At 73.7% G+C, this 16,559-nt stretch carries 10 protein-coding genes and 1 pseudogene; 7 read left to right on the plus strand and 4 right to left on the minus strand.

Features of this window, described 5'->3' with window-relative positions:
- Positions 1-5: 5 nt before the first annotated feature.
- The 6 genes from ABZT17_RS18040 (at position 6) to ABZT17_RS18065 (ending at position 9,197) form a co-directional block, all read left to right on the plus strand.
- The gene (locus ABZT17_RS18040; protein ID WP_356349862.1) at positions 6-1,082 is read left to right on the plus strand and encodes a hypothetical protein; all 1,077 of its coding nucleotides are present in this window, start codon (positions 6-8) and stop codon (positions 1,080-1,082) included.
- 493 nt (positions 1,083-1,575) lie between these two features.
- On the plus strand, positions 1,576-3,015 hold the full coding sequence (locus tag ABZT17_RS18045; RefSeq protein ID WP_356349864.1) for a hypothetical protein: 1,440 nt from the start codon (positions 1,576-1,578) through the stop codon (positions 3,013-3,015).
- Positions 3,012-3,506, plus strand: coding sequence for a hypothetical protein (locus ABZT17_RS18050; protein ID WP_356349866.1), 495 nt, complete (start codon positions 3,012-3,014; stop codon positions 3,504-3,506). The genes ABZT17_RS18045 and ABZT17_RS18050 overlap by 4 nt, the downstream gene beginning before the upstream one ends.
- A 22-nt stretch (positions 3,507-3,528) precedes the next feature.
- Positions 3,529-6,516, plus strand: a complete 2,988-nt coding sequence (locus tag ABZT17_RS18055; protein ID WP_356349868.1) for a carboxypeptidase-like regulatory domain-containing protein — start codon at positions 3,529-3,531, stop codon at positions 6,514-6,516.
- 12 nt (positions 6,517-6,528) lie between these two features.
- On the plus strand, positions 6,529-7,743 hold the full coding sequence (locus ABZT17_RS18060) for a hypothetical protein (RefSeq protein WP_356349870.1): 1,215 nt from the start codon (positions 6,529-6,531) through the stop codon (positions 7,741-7,743).
- Complete coding sequence (locus tag ABZT17_RS18065) at positions 7,740-9,197, plus strand: M20/M25/M40 family metallo-hydrolase (protein ID WP_356349872.1); 1,458 nt, start codon at positions 7,740-7,742, stop codon at positions 9,195-9,197. Before ABZT17_RS18060 ends, ABZT17_RS18065 begins: the two co-directional genes overlap by 4 nt.
- Here the strand turns inward: ABZT17_RS18065 and ABZT17_RS18070 are convergent.
- From ABZT17_RS18070 to ABZT17_RS18080, 3 genes are all read right to left on the minus strand, one after another.
- On the minus strand, positions 9,194-9,619 hold the full coding sequence (locus ABZT17_RS18070; RefSeq protein WP_356349875.1) for a YchJ family metal-binding protein: 426 nt from the start codon (positions 9,617-9,619) through the stop codon (positions 9,194-9,196). The two genes, ABZT17_RS18065 and ABZT17_RS18070, sit on opposite strands and share 4 nt — an antisense overlap.
- 65 nt (positions 9,620-9,684) lie before the next feature.
- Positions 9,685-11,055: a M1 family metallopeptidase gene (locus ABZT17_RS18075; RefSeq protein ID WP_356349877.1), complete on the minus strand. Its 1,371-nt coding sequence runs from the start codon at positions 11,053-11,055 to the stop codon at positions 9,685-9,687.
- Between the two features lie 80 nt (positions 11,056-11,135).
- Complete coding sequence (locus ABZT17_RS18080; protein WP_356349879.1) at positions 11,136-15,002, minus strand: Pls/PosA family non-ribosomal peptide synthetase; 3,867 nt, start codon at positions 15,000-15,002, stop codon at positions 11,136-11,138.
- A gap of 376 nt (positions 15,003-15,378) precedes the next feature.
- Between ABZT17_RS18080 and ABZT17_RS18085 the strand changes: the two are divergent.
- Positions 15,379-15,537: pseudogene (locus tag ABZT17_RS18085) on the plus strand (helix-turn-helix domain-containing protein); the annotation flags it as partial.
- Between the two features lie 382 nt (positions 15,538-15,919).
- Here ABZT17_RS18085 and ABZT17_RS18090 read toward each other — a convergent pair.
- Positions 15,920-16,519: a ScbR family autoregulator-binding transcription factor gene (locus ABZT17_RS18090; protein WP_356349882.1), complete on the minus strand. Its 600-nt coding sequence runs from the start codon at positions 16,517-16,519 to the stop codon at positions 15,920-15,922.
- Positions 16,520-16,559 lie beyond the last annotated feature (40 nt).

Genomic DNA, 16,559 nt, shown 5'->3' on the forward strand with positions numbered 1-16,559 from the left:
CGGCCATGAGCACGACCAACGGAGCCGGTCCCAGGACGTCCGGCGCGGCACCGCTTCCCGAGCTGGAGGGGGAGTGGGAGAACCTCCACGAGTCCGAGTCAGGCCTTGAGGGCGAACTGGAGGGGGAGTTCGAGGGCGAGTTCGAGGGGGAGGAGTTCCTGTCCTCGCTCGCGGGCCTGGCCGGCCGGGCGGCGCGCTCCGCGCTGGGCGCGCTGGGCGGCGGGGACCCGGAGGAGGAGTACCTCTTCGAGGCGGAGGGCGAGTTCGAGGAGGAGTACGAGGACGAGGCCCTCTACGAGGGGGAGTTCGAGGAGGAGTACGAGAACCAGGCGCACCACGGCCGCGGGGCTCTTCGCGCGTACGAGTACGAGGGCGAAGGGGAGTTCGAGTACGAGGCCGAGGGCATGACCAACCCCCTCCGCCGGGTCTACCCGGACGCCCTGATGGAACACCTCGGGCACGCCGCGACCGAGACCGAGTCCGAGGAGGAGGCGGAGGCGTTCATCGGGGCGCTCGCGCCCATCGCGGTGGGCCTGGTACGCCGGGCCGCACCGGCCGTCATCCGCAGCGCCCCGCACCTGGTGCGCGGCCTCGCGGGTGTGACCCGCACCCTGCGCCGCAACCCCGCGACCCGGCCGCTGGTCAGGGCGCTCCCCACCATCGCCGTACGCACCACCCGCAGCCTCGCCCGTCAGGCCGCCCGGGGCCGCCCGGTCACCGCGCGGTCCGCGGCCCGCACGCTGGCGGGCCAGACGGCGGCCGTCCTGTCCGACCCGCGCCGCCGCCGTGCGGTACTGCGACGGGCACGGGCCGTGGATCGCCGCTACCACCAGGCCGTACGGTCCGGAGCGCCCGGCGTGGCACCGCTCTCGTCCGCCGCGGTGCGGGCGGTGGCGGCTGGGCCGACGAGCACGGCCGCACCGGGGCTGCGCGGCCGGCCGACGGTCGTGCCGGGAACACGGCGACGGTACGCGCCGCGCCGCGTGGCCACCCCTCCCGCCGGTCTGCCGCCCCTGTCCGTCGCGTGGATCCCGGTCCCCGCCTACCGCCCGGCCCGCGCCCGCAGGCCGTACGGCTACTGACGGGGGCCGACAATGAGGCCACCTGTCGGGCGAACACGCGTGAGTCGGCGCCGTTCACCCACCCCCACCGACAACCACACCTGCGCCGCGACCCCGCGCCCCAGGGAGGGGCGTAGTGGGCCTGCGCCCGCAGGGGCAGTCGGCGGGTGCCGGCGCGCGGCGGTCGGTGGCGGGGTGGTGTGGTCCTCCGGGCTCTCGCGCGCCGGGGAGGGGCGCAGCGGACTCGTGTCCGTCGGGCCCGTCGACCATGACCGGCGTGCGGCGGTCGGTGCCGGGGTCGTGTGCTCCACTGCGGTCTCGCGCGCCGCGGGGGGGCGCAGTGGGGCTGCGCCTTCAGGGTTCGTCTGCGGGTGCCGGCGTGCGGCCGTGTGGTCCTCCGCGGTCCCGCGCGCCGGGGAGGGGCGTAGTGGGTTTGTGTCCGCACGGGGCGTCGGCCGGGGCGGTGGGCCGTGGGTGGGGGTACGTGCTTGGGCTGTTCGACGGGAGGGCGATGATGACCGTGCCTCTGGCCGGTGACCGGGTCCGGACCGGTGTGGCGACCCGTACCGGGGTGCGGCCCGTGATGGCCGCCCAGGCCCGGACGCGCAAGCGCCCCGTGCCGGTCGCCCAGGTCCGTACGCCCGATCCCGGCACCGCCGCCGTCCAGTCCGGCAGGCCTGCCCCGAGGCCCCCCGCCGTCACCCCCGTCCGCCAACCCTGGCTCCATGCACAGGGGTTGAACGTCACCCGGCACGCGGCCGCGCTGCGGCCCTTCCGGGCCGGGGAGTTCGGTGACGGAGCCGCCGCGCCCACCGCCGGTCATCTCCAGGCCGTCAACGCCCTGTTGGGGCAGCTGCGCACGGAACTGCTGCGGCAGAGCGAGCAGGTGCGGGAGCTGGCGCGGGGTGCGGCGGCGCGGCCGGAGACGCGCCGGCTGCAGGCGCTGCTCACCGCCAAGGAGCGGGCCCACGACTGGGTGCGTGAGGTCGAGCGGATCTGGGACTTCTACTTCGAGTTGTTCGGGCAGCGGCAGTCGGTGTTCGCGGACGCGTTGCTGTCCTGCGACCGGATCGCCCTGTCGTGCTACCAGGCCGCCTACCTCGGCGTGGGCGAGGCCAAGCCGTTGCCCGCCCCGCCGCCCTTCTCCTTCATGCGCACCGGGTTCTCCCCGGCCACCTTCCGGCGGGGCATCCCGCTGCGCCGGCTCGGCCGTCGTCTCAACCCGTTCCCGCTCGTCCAGCTGCCCTATCACCGTCTGGTCAACCCCTGGACCCTGGGCGCAGTCCTCCACGAGGTCTCCCACAACCTCCAGAGCGACCTCGGCCTCGACAGGGCGGTGCCGCGTGCCATCGCCCGACGGCTCCTCGACGAGGGCTGCCCGCCGGCCGTCGTCCGCACCTGGGTGCGGTGGAACCGCGAGATCCACGCCGACCTGTGCGCCCTGCTGCTCGGCGGTCCCGCCGTGGTCGGTTCCCTGCTCGACGTGATCGGCCGCGCGCCGGCGACCGTGCTGACGTACAGCCCGGTCGGTCCGCATCCCACGCCCTGGTTCCGGGCCTGGATCTCGATCGAGCTGCTGCGCAGAACGGGGTTCGAGGAGCAGGCCGAGCGCTACGGGCGGCTGTGGCGGACGATCTATCCCGACCCGCGCGCCGGGACGCTGCCACGCGAGCTGCTCGCCACCTTCGCCACCGCCCACCCGGCGGTCGTGGACGCCCTCTGCTTCCGTCCCTTCCCGCAACTCGGCCACCGTGGCCTCGCGCAGGTGCTGCCCTTCGGCGGCAAGGAGTACGCGATGCAGCGGGAGGCCGCCGAACGCCTCGCCGCCGGCACCGACCCCGGCATCATCCCGGCCCGTTTCCTGATCGGCGCCGCCCGGTCGGCCCTCGACCGCCGCCTCGCCCGCCCGGGCGTGATCACCCGCAACTTCTACACGGAACTGGCGAGGCGATGACAGCGACCACCCGCCCCGCCCACGCGGCCACCCGTCCCGCCTGCGCGACCACCCGTCCCGCCCGCGCGACCACCCGTCCCGCCCGCGCGACCACCCGTCGTCCCGCCTGCGCGGCCAGCCGACCCGCCTGCACGGCCACCCGGCCCGCGCGCGCGACCAGCTGTCCCGCCCACGCGGCCCTCACGTCGTCCCCGCACCGCCTCACGTCGTCCCCGCACCGCCCGCGCGCCTCCACACGCGCACCGGAGCGGATCGCCCTGTCCGACCAACTCCGCTGTGAGGGATCGCTGTTGGGGGACGAGTGCTGTGAACCGGGCGCGCCGGGCGGCGTGTTCGGCCGGGAGGCCGGTGGGTGGGCGGACGAGGCGGTCCGCCGTGTCCACCCACGCCGGCCGGCGCCTCGGGGCGATGTCCCGCCCGCCGCCCTCGCCCACCGGCAGCAGACCGCCGCGCCGAACACCACGTGCTCCACGTCCGGCGTACGCCGCTGACCTGGAGAGGAAGGAGAGCACGATGCCGAAGCTCACGATCCGGGTCTTCCTCAGCCCGCGCCGCGTGGACGAGAAGGAGCCCGACCGGTGGCGCGAAGGATGGCCCACCCCCTCCGGCGTCGTCCTCCAGCTGACGCGCGGCAATCCGCCCGCGGACGACGAGGAGGAGTGCGGGCCGATCGTCCTGCACGGCTCGGACGAGCACGGCCTGCTCAGGCACAAGAAGGTGCCGGCCGGCTGCTACCGGGTCGATGTGCTGCACGGGCCCGCCGAGTTCACCCGTCCGCTGGTGACCCACGGCGGCACCGACGACCGGCACCACATCGAGGTGCCCGAACACCGGCCCGGCGAAGCGGAGATCGTGCTGCTGCCGGACGAGAACGAACGGCTCTTCCCGCTGCACGCCCTGTTCGAGTCCGGTGAGCCGATCGCCGGCGCGGAGATCAGGGTGCGGGGGAAGGGTTTCGTGAGCGGGGCGGACGGCGCGGTGTACGCCGCCTGCCCGGACGAACTCGTCACCGTCATTCCCTGCGACCACCCCGGCGCCCGGGCCGTCGCCCGGGACGGTGCCTTCGAGGCCAACAGGGCGGCCGTCAGGGGCGGGAGGGCGCCCGAGTACGGCGTCGACGTCTACTACCGGCCCGCCCCCGCCCGGCTCGCCGTCACCCCGCGGTTCAGGGACACCCCGCTGTCGGGCGTGGTCTTCGAACTCACCCGGCACGACGACCCCGACGCCGAACCGGAGCGCCGGTCCACCGACGCCGTCGACCCCACCTGCGTCTTCGACGACGTCCCCGCGGGCCGCCTCACCGTCGCCGTCGTCGACACCTCCGGCGCGACCTACGGCACCACCCGCCGTCCCGTCGTCGCCGTGCCGGGGCAGCACCGCGCCAACCTGACCGTGCGCGCGGGCGACGACCTCGACCTGTCCGGCTCCTTCGCCTTCGAACTGTCCACCGCGGCCACCGGCAAGCTGACCGGACTGGTGACGGACCGCGCCGGCGTGCCCCTGCACGGCGTCGGCATCGCCGCCCGCCAGAACGACCGCCTGGAGCTGGCGACGACCGACGTCAACGGCCGCTACACGCTCGACGACCTGCCCGCCGGCGCCTGGACCGTCTCCCTCGCCCGCTCACCGGTGACGGTCGGCGGTCGCGCTCTCGTCGCCGACCCGCCCGAGGGTGTCACCGCGACCGCCCTCGAACAGCGCACCACCGAGGCGCCCGGCCTCGTCCTCGGCGAGGAACCGCACCTCGTCCTCGGCTTCGTCCACGACGAGAACGGACAGCCCCTCGACTTCGCGACCGTCGAGATCCGCAGCGCCGACGGAGGAGCACTCCTCGGCACCACCCAGACCACCGACACGGGGCACTACGAGTGGGCCGCGCCCACCGCCGGCCGGTTCCTGCTGAGCGTGGCGAGCCAGGACGGCAGGCCGGTGCGCCGCTTCCCGGTGGAGGTGCACTCCACGACCCGGATGGACATCACCCACCGCGTCAACGGCAGCGCAGGCCCACCGCCCCCGCCTCCACCCGCCCCCGACCAGAACCTGGTCGACCTGTCGACCTTCCCGGTGCTCACCGAGGAGATCGGCACCTCGGGCGGCCGGGCCACGCTCTCCGGCACCGCCGACCGCGCCTCGTCCTACGGGCAGACCGTCGAGGGTGCCCTGCGCGATGTCCTCGGATGGCGCCCCGGCTCCAACACCTCGGGATTCCAGGCCGCGTTGGCCGGCGCCTTCGAGCTGCGCGAGGTGCAGGGGCACACCGAGTTCACCTGGCGTCCGCGCGGCTACGCCGTCCAGGCCGACCTCGGCGCCCTCACCGGCGCGCAGGCCAGCATCCACCAGCGGGCCAAGAACGCGCTGGACCAGATCACCCCGCTGCTCGACGGGCTCACCCCGCTCGACCCGGCCGCCGACCCGCAGGACACCGAGGCCGTACGGTCCATCGTGCGCACCGAACTCGGCGAACTCGTCGACGAGCTGGCGGTCGAGGGCGGCCCGCGCATCCAGCGGGTGGACGAGCTGTTCACGCTGCTGCTCGGCTCCCGCAACCCCGGCTCCCGGCAGGACCCGGACGCGGTGGGCGGCCAACTCGCCCAGCTGCGCGACCGGTTCGGCCTGTCCACGGCGCGCGTCGGCACCCTCGACGAGGAACGGATCATCACCAACTTCCGTATCGTCGTGGACCATGTCCTCGCGCTGGCCGTCGGCTGGGACGTCGACCGCGACCTGTTCGCCGGCACCACCGAGCAGACCTCGCTGGGCACCATCCTCATCCAGCTCTCCCGCAGCCTGGACGTCGTCGCCCAGTCGGTCGAGGAGACCGTCTTCGCCCTGGACTCGGTCTTCGTCGACGCGGCCCAACGCCAGACCATCCAGCTGCGGTTCGCCGACGGCACCCCGCCCACCCCGCCGATCCTCCTGTCCGACCTGCTGGACTGGGTGGTCCGGGTCTCGACCGTCGAAGGGCCCAGGCTCATCCAGGACGCCGGCAAGGACGGTGTGATCGCCATCGCGCCCGTACTGGAACAGCTCGCGCGGCTGATCCACCTCACCGAGCAGCTGGTCACACCTCCGGTCGGCCGGGGCGGCGACCGGACACTGCCCGACGGCATCCGGACACCGCGTGTCCTACGGGCACTTCGCGAGCTCGGCGGACAGCTCGACATCGCCGACCGGCTGGCGGGCGCCGTGCGGCGGCCGGAGGCCGTGGAGATCGTCTTCGTCGACTCGGCCGGAGCCGGCGAGAACGGGATCTCCACCACCGTGACCGTCGTCGGCCGGGGCTTCGTACCCGGCTCCGAGGCCGTGCTCAGCGCCGCCGGCCGGCCCCAGTTCGGGGAGTTCCCCGCCACCGGGCCGGTGGACCTGGCCCGGTCCGGCCGGGCGACCTTCACCTTCGGCATCCTGCCCACCGGTACGGCGTCCGCTCCGATCACCTGGCTGATCACCGTGGTCAACCCGGGCGGCATCCGCAGCAACACGGTCGACGCCCTGACGACCTGACGGAGGAGACCCATGGCGAACGAACAGGACTACCAGGCCTTCCTCGACCGCATCGCGGCCCTCCGGGAGACCGTCACCGACCGGCTGTCCGCGCAGCTCGTCGCCGATCCGCAGCTGGCGGACGTGCTGACGAAGCAGATCGACGACCTGTTGCGGTCCGCGGTCAAGGCGGACCTGGAGCAGCCGCCGCCGCCCGACAAGGGCCTCGCCCAACTCGTCGGCATCGGCGACCAGGCCGCCGACGCGCTCGGCAAGACACGGCTGCCCCAGGCCATCGAGCCGTACGACGAGACGGTGTCGTCCGAGCGGCTGGTGGCGATGGCCGACCTCTACTACATCTACCAGCACGAGATGATCGGCGTGTTCCGCGCCGTGCAGAAGCTCCAGGAGCTGTTCCGCGCGGGCGCCGTGTACCTGTCCAGCGGCGCGGGCGCGTACGCGCTCTACCAGTTCGACCGCCGCGAGGTGCTGCGCTACACCCGCCGTGACCGACTCGCCGCCTACCGCCGGGCGTTCGGCTACGGCAGGGCGCCCGTCCCGGCCGGCTCCCGCGCCAACAGCGACTACCACGGCCTGTTCGAGCACTTCGTCAACCAGGTCGCCCTCTTCCACCGCGACAAGCGGATCGCGGACGTGGTGCGGGAGCGGGCCTACGACCCGAGCTTCGGCAGCATCGCCGTCGTCCGCCGGGCCGGCCTCGATCTGCGCAACAACCTCAAGTTCACCTCGTACGGCCATGTCAACGTGCTGCGCGTCGAGGTCATGCAGCTCCTCGACGAGGCGTACCGCATCCTCGGCTCCGACGACATCAAACGGCTCTACGGCGCCGACACCGCCTGGGACGTCGTCGAGATCGTGCTGGCCCAGTACTTCGGCGAACGCCTGGTCACCTCGCCTCGGCAGCGCATGGCGATCGCCGGCCGCGAGGTGCTGCGCTGGCTGGCCCAGCCGCATCTGCTGCAGACCCAACGGGCGAAGTTCGAGACGCTGCTGCTGGAGATCGCCGAAAGCGCGGAGGAATGGCTGACCAGCGCCCAGTCCCTGGGCGTCGCGGAACGCCAGGAGGACCGCCGAGGGATGCCCTGGGACCGCTCGGCCGCCCCCGCGGCAGGCGCCCGACGCGTCACCCGCCCGCGTCCACCGGCCCCGCCGGCGTCCCGGGGCACCGGCCCGGCCGGCGGCACCCGGGGCCGCGGGCCGGCGCACCTCAACGGGGCGCGCGTGTGACCGGAAGCGGTGACAGGGGCGCGGCGGCGCCTCACCCGGGTGCCGCCGCGCTCCGCGTGGACGGGCGGACGAACGGCACCCGTGTCGACGCCGCCCTCCAGCACGCCCGGACCCGCCGCCCCCACACCCTCGCCCTCCTGCGCGACCTGCTCCGCCACCCCACCGTCAGCTCCAGCCCCGCCCACCGCCCCGACCTGCGCCGATGTGCCGCGCTGCTTGCCGCCCACCTCCACCGCACCGGCCTCGACGCCGTCACCGTACGGCCGGGGCGTGTCGCTCCCGTCGTGACCGCCCAGTGGCTGCGACGCCCCGGCGCCCCCGTGGTGCTCGTCTACGGCCACTACGACGTCCAGCCCGCCGGACCCCGGACCGCCTGGGTCACCGACCCGTTCCGCCCGGCCGTCCTCGGCGGCCACGTCCACGCCCGCGGCGCCAGTGACGACAAAGGCCAGCTCGTCGCCCAACTCGCCGCCGTCGAGGCCTGGTCGGCGACCGGCGGGCCGCCCGTCAATCTGCGGATCGTGCTGGACGGGGAGGAGGAGATCGGCAGCCCCACGCTCCGGTACGACCTGCGCCGCGACCCGGCCCATCTCCGCGCCGACCTCGCCGTCGTCTCCGACACCCGGATGCGGGACCCGCACACCCCCGTCCTCGTCACCGGCCTGCGCGGCTCCCTCGCCGTCCGCCTCGACGTGACCGGCCCCGCCACCGACCTGCACGCCGGCGCCTACGGGGGCGCGGTGGCCGAGCCCGCCCAGGTGCTGGCGGCCCTGCTGGCGAGCCTGCGCCGCCCCGACGGCCGTATCGCCGTCGACGGCTTCCACGACGACGTACGGCCGCCGAGCGCGGCCACCCGCGCCCGCCTCGCGCGCGACGGCCCCACCGACCGCCGGCTCCTGGCCGAGGCGCGGCTTTCTCGCGGACACGGTGAACCCGGGTACTCCGCCTTCGAACGCACCACCGTCCGCCCGGCCGTGGTCGTCACCGCTCTGCGGGCCGCCGCCCGCGCCGCCATCCCGCACCGGGCCACCGCCGAACTCGGCATCCGCCTGGTCCCCGATCAGCACCCGGCCGCCGTGCTCGAAGCCCTCCGGGCCCATCTGGCGCGGCGCGTCCCGCGCGGAGTGAGGGCGCGGCTCACCCTTCTCGCCTCGTGCCCGCCGTACCGCCTCGACCACCGTGCTCCGGGCGTCGCCGCCGTGGGCCGGGCCACCGCCCCCGTCTTCGGCCGGGCACCCCTCCTGCTGCCCTCCGGCGGCTCCATCCCGTTCGTCGCCGACCTCGCCGCCCTCACCGGCACCCAGACCCTCCTGCTGGGCTTCGGCCTCCCGGGCGACCGCATACACGCCCCGAACGAACGCTTCGCCCTCACCCGGCTGCACCGGGGGACGGAGACCTGCGTCCGGCTGTACGGGGAACTCGGCACCCGCCAGGGCCCTTCTGATGGGCTCTAGTCGTCCAGGAACTCCCCGTCCACATACAACCACGCGCCGTCGACCCGCTCGAAACGGCTCCGCTCATGCAGCGAACCGCCCTTGAAGGACGCCCGGAACGTCACCGTGCCGGTGGTGTGGAAGGCCGTGCCGTCGGTCGTGGCGAGGATCTCCAGACCCGTCCAGCGCATCCCGGGATCGAAGTCCACCTGGGCGGGCCGGGTCCTCGGGTGCCAGGTCCGCAGCAGATACTCCGCGTCGCGCTTCACGAAAGCGCTGTAGCGCGAACGCATCAGCGTCCCGGCGGTCGGCGCCGGGGCCTCACCCCGGTGGAACCGGCCACAGCACCCTTCGTACGTCTCCGCGGAACCGCACGGGCAGGAGGGGCTGTGCCCAGGGGCGGAGCCGCGCTGCGGCCTGGATCGCGAGGTACGTCGGGACATGGGGTCCATTCTGCTGCAGGGGCCCGCCGGCCCGACCCGGTGCCCCCGACCCCGTGCCCCGCCCCCTACGCCGACTCGGCGTTGGTGGGCGGGTGGGTCGGGCGGGCCGGGAGCTGGGTGGGCAGCGCGGGCAGGCGGGTGCCGTGCACCCATGCCTCGAACAGGGCGTCCAGGGGTTCGTCCGCGTACCGGTTGACATGGGCCGTGAACGTCGTCGTGGTCACCGCGCCGCCCCGGTGCAGCCCGGTCCAGCCGCGCAGCATACGGAAGAACGCCTCCTCGCCCAGCGCACAGCGCACCGCGTGCAGGACCAGACCGCCGCGCTCGTAGAGCCGGTCGTCGAACATCGACTTCCGGCCGGGGTCCGACAGCCGCAGATCCTGCGGCAGCGAGGACAGCAACCGGTGCGCCGCCGCGGCCAGTTGCTGGGCGCTGCGGCCACCGGACCGCTCCGACCACAGCCACTCGGCGTACTTGGCGAACCCCTCGTTCAGCCAGATGTGCCGCCAGTTGGCGATGGACACGCTGTTGCCGAACCACTGGTGGGCCAGCTCGTGCGCCACCAGCCGCTCCGAACCCCGCGCCCCGTCCACGTGGTTGGCGCCGAACAGCGACAACCCCTGTGCCTCCACGGGGACGTCGAGCTCCTCGTCGGTCACGACGACGGCGTACTCGTCGAACGGGTAGGGCCCGAAGATCTCCTGGAACAGGTCCATCATCTGCGGCTGCCGAGCGAAGTCCCGGGAGAACTCCGGCAGCAGATGGGCCGGGATGTGCCCGTGCTGCGGCACCCCGCCCGGACCGGGGTCGCCGAGCAGCACCGTCTGGTACTTGCCGATCGCCAGGCCGACCAGATAGCTGGACGTCGGCGCGGCCTGCTCGTACACCCAGGTCGTCGTGGACGCACGGGTGGTGCGGGTCAGCAGCCGGCCGCCCGCCACCACCGCGTACGCCGAGGGCGTGGTGACCGAGATCTGGTAGGAGGCCTTGTCGGCGGGCCGGTCGTTGCACGGGTACCAGGACGGCGCCCCGATCGGCTGGCTCGCCACCAGCGCCCCGTCCTCCAGCTCCTCCCAGCCGAGCCCGCCCCAGGGGCTGGCGACCGGCTTGGGGTTGCCCGACCAGTGCACCTCGACCGTGAACGCGGCGCCCGGGCGGACCGGCTTGGCCGGACGGATCCGGAGCCGGCCGCCGCGGTGCGTGTAGTGCGGCTGACGTCCGTCGACCCGAACCCGCCCGATCTTGAAGTCGGACAGGTTGAGGACGAACTCGGCCAGCGGCGACCGTCCCGCTATGGCGTTGATCCGTGCGGACCCCGCCAGGCGGTTCGGACCCGGGCGGTAGTCGAGCGCGAGCTCGTACCGGTGCACCCGGTAACGCCCGTCACCGTGTTCCGGAAAGTACGGATCCGAACCCGCCGCCTGCTGAACCGCCACTGCCGCTTCTGCTCCCTGCCCACTCAGGCCACTCTGTCGCTCAGCCGGTGCACCGCTCACCGACCCCGAGTGGCCCGCGTTCAGGGACGCCATGCCTCGATCGGGTTGCCGAGCCAGCGGGTGTCGTCCGGGACGGACTCCGCGGCCATGACGAGCGACGCGGGACCCAGGGTCGTACGGGCCCCGATCGTGCTGCCGGGCAGCACGATCCCGCCAGGGCCCAGCGTGGCGCCCTCACGGAGGACAACAGTATCCGTCCGCAAGATCCGGTCGTGGAAGAGGTGGGTCTGCAGCACGCAGCCGCGGTTCACCGTCGCCGCGTCCTCGAGGGTCACCAGATCGGTCTCCGGCAGCCAGTAGCTCTCGACCCAGACGCCCTTGCCGATACGGGCGCCCAGGCCCCGCAGCCAGGCCGTCATCACCGGCGTACCCGGCACGGAACCGGCCAGCCAGGGCACCGCCACGACCTCGACGAAGGTGTCGGCGAGCTCGTTGCGCCAGACGTAACCGCTCCACAGCGGGTGCTCACCCGTGTGGTGCCGGCCGACGAGCAGCCACTTCGCGAGGATCGACACCAGCCCGGCGACGGCTCCGGCCGCGAGCAGCACCAGACCGGACAGCAGCGGCGCCCAGGGCCCGAGCAGGCACAGCAGCGCCACCGTGCCGACCGCCAGCGCGGCGGAGCAGAACACGGGCACGATCCGGCACAGCTCCACCAGGCCACGCGCCCACAGCAGCCGGGCCGGCGGGTCGTAGGTCCGGCTCTGGTCGCCCTCGGAGGCGTTGCGCGGCAGCTTCACCGGCGGCAGCCCCAGATACGAGCTGCCCTTCTTGGCCTTCTTCGGTGTCGCCGACAGCACGCCCACGAGACCGCCGTCCGGCACGCTCCGCCCCGGCGCGGTCATCCCGGAGTTCCCGAGGAACGCCCGCCGCCCGATCTCCGCGCGCCCGATCCGCATCCAGCCACCGCCGAGCTCGTACGGCGCGGTCAGCGTGTCGTCGGCCAGGAACGCGCCCTCGCCGACCGTGGTGAGGCTCGGCAGGGCCAGCACGGTGGACACCTCGGCGCCCCGCCCGATCTTCATACCGAGCAGCCGCAGCCAGACCGGGGTGGCCAGCCCCGCGTAGAGCGGGAACAGCGTCTCGCGCGAGCGGTCCATCAGCTGGGTGACCGTCCAGGCCTGCCAGCCGATCCTGCTGTGCGTCGGATGCGTGCCCTCGCGCAGCCCCAGGCTCAGCAGGCGTACGGCGACCAGGATCAGCAGCGCGTACGCCGCCCCGAACGCCAGGGTCGCCGGGACGAGCGCGAGCGCGGCGCCCCGCACGGGCGCGGCCGGGTCGACCAGGGCGTGCGCCACCAGGAAGGCCGCCCCGCCCGCGATCAGCGGCAGCGCGGAGAGGGCGAGGCCGGTCAGGCCGTACATGACACGCCAGTACGTGCCCCGCTGCGGGCGTTCCTTGGGCCAGTTGCGCTTGGCCCTGCCCAGCTTGACCGCGGGCGCGCCCGCCCAGCGCTGGCCGGTCGGGATCTGCCCGGTGACCGCGGAACCCGGGGCCACCTCGGCGCGCTTGCCGACACGGGCGCCCGGGAAGAGCATGCTGCGGGTGCCGACGGTGGCGTGCGCGCCCACCTTGACCTGGCCGATCTCCAGCCGGTCGCCGTCCAGCCACCAGCCGGAGAGGTCGACCTCGGACTCCACGGCGGCGCCCCGGCCCAGCTTGAGCATGCCGGTGACCGGCGGCAGCGAGTGCAGGTCGACGTCCTGGCCGACCTTGGCGCCCAGCGCACGGGCGTACCGCTCCAGCCAGGAACCGGTCAGCGAGGTCGCCCCGGTGAACTCGGCCAGCCGCTCGGCGGTCCACAGCCGCAGATGGACACCGCCGCCGCGCGCGTACCGGCCGGGCTCGACGCCCCGCAGCAGCAGGCGCGCGCCGCCGGCGGCGATCGCCAGGCGTCCCGGCGGGCTGAAGAGCGGCACCGCCCCCGCCGCGAGCAGCCACCAGGGGGCCGTCGGCAGCCAGGACCAGCCGGGCAGGAGGTTCCCGGCCGCGGCCAGCGCGATCGTCCAGCGCAGACCGAGCAGGGTGAACAGGGGGACGAGGAGGAGCAGTTGGATCACCTTGGCGCGGACCGGCACCGGGGCGATCGTGCGCTGGGCGCCGTCGTCCTGCACCGACTCCTCGAGCCGGCGGGCCAGCTTGCGCAGGGTCGGCTGCTGGTAGATGTCGAGGACGGCGGCGCTCGGGTAACGGGTGCGCAGCCTGGTCGTCAGCTGGGCGGCGGCGAGGCTGCTGCCGCCGATCGCGAAGAAGTCGTCGCGGGCGCCGGTGACCGGGATGCCGAGGACCTCCGTCCACTGCTCGGCGAGCCAGGCCTCGGTGCCGTAGAGCTGCTCGGCCGGGCCGCCGGTCTCCAGGCCCTCGAGGGGCCAGGGGAGGGCGTTGCGGTCGACCTTGCCGCTCGTCCGGGTCGGCAGGTCCGCGACCGGCGCGAGCAGCGGCACGAGCGCGGCGGGCAGTTCGGCGCGCAGCTTCTCGACGGCGGCCGCGTGGTCCCAGCCGTCCTGGGTGACGACGTAGCCGACGAGGAGCTGGTTGCCGCTGCGGGCGGTGCGCACCGCGGCGGCGGCGCCGGCGACACCGGGCAGCGCCTGCAGCGCCGCGTCCACCTCGCCGAGCTCGATCCGCCGCCCGCCGAGCTTGATCTGCTCGTCGGCCCGCCCCAGGAACACCAGCCCCTCGGGCTCGGCCTTCACCAGGTCACCGCTGCGGTACGCCCGCTCCCAGCCCAGCGATTCCAGGGGCGCGTACTTCTCCGCGTCCTTCTCGGCGTCCAGGTACCGGGCGAGGCCGACGCCACCGATCACCAGCTGGCCGCTCTCGCCCATGCGCACCGGCTCGCCGGCCTCGTCGACGACGGCGAGCTCCCAGCCGTCGAGCGGCAGCCCGATCCGGATGGGCTCCTCGCCGGACATGAGGGAGGCGCAGGCGACGACGGTGGCCTCGGTCGGCCCGTAGGTGTTCCAGACCTCGCGGCCCTCGGTCACCAGCCGCTGCACCAGCTCGGGCGGACAGGCCTCCCCGCCGAAGATCAGCAGGCGTACGTCGTTGAGGGTCTCGGGCTCCCAGAGCGCGGCCAGCGTCGGGACCGTGGAGACCACGGTGATCTCCTGCTCGACCAGCCAGGGGCCCAGGTCGGCCCCGCTGCGGACCTGGGAGCGGGGTACCGGCACCAGACAGGCCCCGTAGCGCCACGCGAGCCACATCTCCTCGCAGGAGGCGTCGAAGGCGACCGACAGGCCCGCCATGACCCGGTCACCGGGCCCGATGGGGTCGTCGGTGAGGAACAGCGCGGCCTCGGCGTCCACGAACGCGGCGGCGCTACGGTGGCTGACGGCGACGCCCTTGGGCTTGCCGGTGGAGCCGGAGGTGAAGATGATCCAGGCGTCGTGCTCGGCGCCGGGGCGGGCGGCGGGGACCTCGGCGCGGCCGGTGACGGTCAGCCGGTGCCGGGCGCCGACGACGGCCCGTACGCCGGCCTCCCCGAAGACCAGCTCGGCGCGCTCGTCCGGGTCCTCGGCGTCCACGGGGACGTAGGCGGCACCGGCCGCGAGGACGGCCAGGATGGCGACGTAGAGGTCGTTGGTGCCCGAGGGGACCCGGACGCCCACACGGTCGCCCAGGCCGACGCCCGCGGCGGCCAGGCTCCCGCGCAGCCGCTCCACCTCGGTGGCCAGCGCACGGTAGGTGAGACGGACGGTGCCGTCGTCCAGGGCGAGTTCGTCGGGGTAGGAGCGGACGGATGCGTCGAAGATGTCGACGAGCGTGCGCGGGGAGGCCGCCTGACCTCCGGAAAAGCGCGCGGTGTCGCCGAACTGCTGGTGGATCTCAGCGCTGAGCTCATCGTCGAGCAGGCCGAGAGCGCTGCTCTCGTGTGTGGCTGCCATCGGTCCTCGCGTCTCGAGCCCGGAAGCCTCCGGGGCGCTGGCGGGCCCGCAGGTCTGCCTGGGGTTGTCCTCCTCCAGCTCCGTAACAAGCCGGAAATTTTAGTACGACGCTAGGTTCGTGAGGCCGGATCGGCCACTCGGGAGGCCTGTCCGGGGCCGCCGCGAACCACCGGCACCCCGCTGACCTGCACCTTTCACTCAGAAGAGAGATGGCCCACACCGTCCGTGAAGACACCGTACGCGCATGGCTTGCTCAGTGCGGTCGACTCCATGAGAAGTGCTCGCAGAAATCAGACAGTGTTGTCTGTTTCATGGTTTCGGTGCAACGATGGCGGCGCTCGATAAGGCCGTCTCGTCGGAGAGGACGTGGTAGCGGATGCACCCCCGAGCTGAGCACACCCGTTATGAACTCATCCGTGCCGCCGCGCAGTTGATCAGGTGCACCGGGCTCCGGTCCGCCGGGCTGAACGCGATATCCCGCGACGCCGGGGTGAGCCGGGGAGCCCTGAACTTCCACTTCCCCACCAAGGGCGCCCTGGCCGCCTCCGTCTACAGCGAGGCCCACGCCGATGTGATCTCCATGCTGGACGCCGCCTTCGCCGGTGCGCCGGCCGAACCGGCGGCCCGCTTCGGCGACGCGCTGTGGCGCGCCGCCCTGGAGGATCCCGTGATCGGGGCGGGTCTGCGGCTGACGGCCGACGGCACCGAGGAGCCGGCCCCGAGACTGCGCGAGGAGGTGCTGGAGGCGCTGCACCAGCGCACCGAGGCATGGCTGCGGGACCGTCCGGACATGGGCGCGGTCGCGGACCTGGTCGTGGTGATCACCGCGGGCCTGGAGTCCCTGAGCCGGGTCAAGGTGCACTGGTGGGACCCGGACAGCTCCCTGCGGGTGTGGGACCTCGTACGGCCGCTGCTCGCTACGGCGGAGTCACCCGAAGGCGCAGCAGCAGACCCGGCACCGCGAGACCGGGAAGAACCAGCCGCCACATCGCCGACACCCGTTCCAGCAGGTCCCGGCGTTTCGAGTACACATGGGAAACCAGCTGCACACCGGTGAACGCGCCGACGATGAACTCAGTGGTCTCCTCTATGTCGAGCCCGGGCAGCAACTCCCCCTTCTGTGCCGCCAGTTGGAGCTGCCGGTACACCGCGTCCTCGGCCGCCCGGTAGGGACGGCTGCCGGGGCTGCGGAACGACGTCTGCTCCACCGTCAGCCGCACCCCCGCCCGCAGTATCGGGTCGGCCTGCAGCCGTCGGGCGTACTCGAAGGTCAGGTCGATGAGCGACTGCAGCCCGAGGTCCCGCTCCGGCGCCTTGAGCGCCTCGGACTGGGCGTCCACCAGGGCCACCGCGATCGATTCCTTCGACGGGAAGTGGTGGTACAGCGCTCCCCGGGTCAGTCCGCAGCGCGTGATGATGTCCGTCGTGCTGGCGCCCTCGTAGCCGAACTCGTCGAAGAGCTCGGCCGCGGCTTCGAGGATCGTCTGCCGGGTTCTGATGGCTCGTTCTTGACGCACCAATTCGTGGATCCTCTGCAAAAAAGACAGGTCGGCCTGT

The sequence above is a fragment of the Streptomyces sp. NPDC005648 genome, assembly GCF_040605395.1.
Lineage (GTDB): Bacteria > Actinomycetota > Actinomycetes > Streptomycetales > Streptomycetaceae > Streptomyces.

Coding starts and splice junctions, on each gene's coding strand:
- ABZT17_RS18040 (WP_356349862.1), top strand. CDS start 6: ATGAGCACGACCAACGGAGCCGGTCCCAGGACGTCCGGCGCGGCACCG.
- ABZT17_RS18045 (WP_356349864.1), top strand. CDS start 1,576: ATGACCGTGCCTCTGGCCGGTGACCGGGTCCGGACCGGTGTGGCGACC.
- ABZT17_RS18050 (WP_356349866.1), top strand. CDS start 3,012: ATGACAGCGACCACCCGCCCCGCCCACGCGGCCACCCGTCCCGCCTGC.
- ABZT17_RS18055 (WP_356349868.1), top strand. CDS start 3,529: ATGCCGAAGCTCACGATCCGGGTCTTCCTCAGCCCGCGCCGCGTGGAC.
- ABZT17_RS18060 (WP_356349870.1), top strand. CDS start 6,529: ATGGCGAACGAACAGGACTACCAGGCCTTCCTCGACCGCATCGCGGCC.
- ABZT17_RS18070 (WP_356349875.1), bottom strand. CDS start 9,619: ATGTCCCGACGTACCTCGCGATCCAGGCCGCAGCGCGGCTCCGCCCCT.
- ABZT17_RS18080 (WP_356349879.1), bottom strand. CDS start 15,002: ATGGCAGCCACACACGAGAGCAGCGCTCTCGGCCTGCTCGACGATGAG.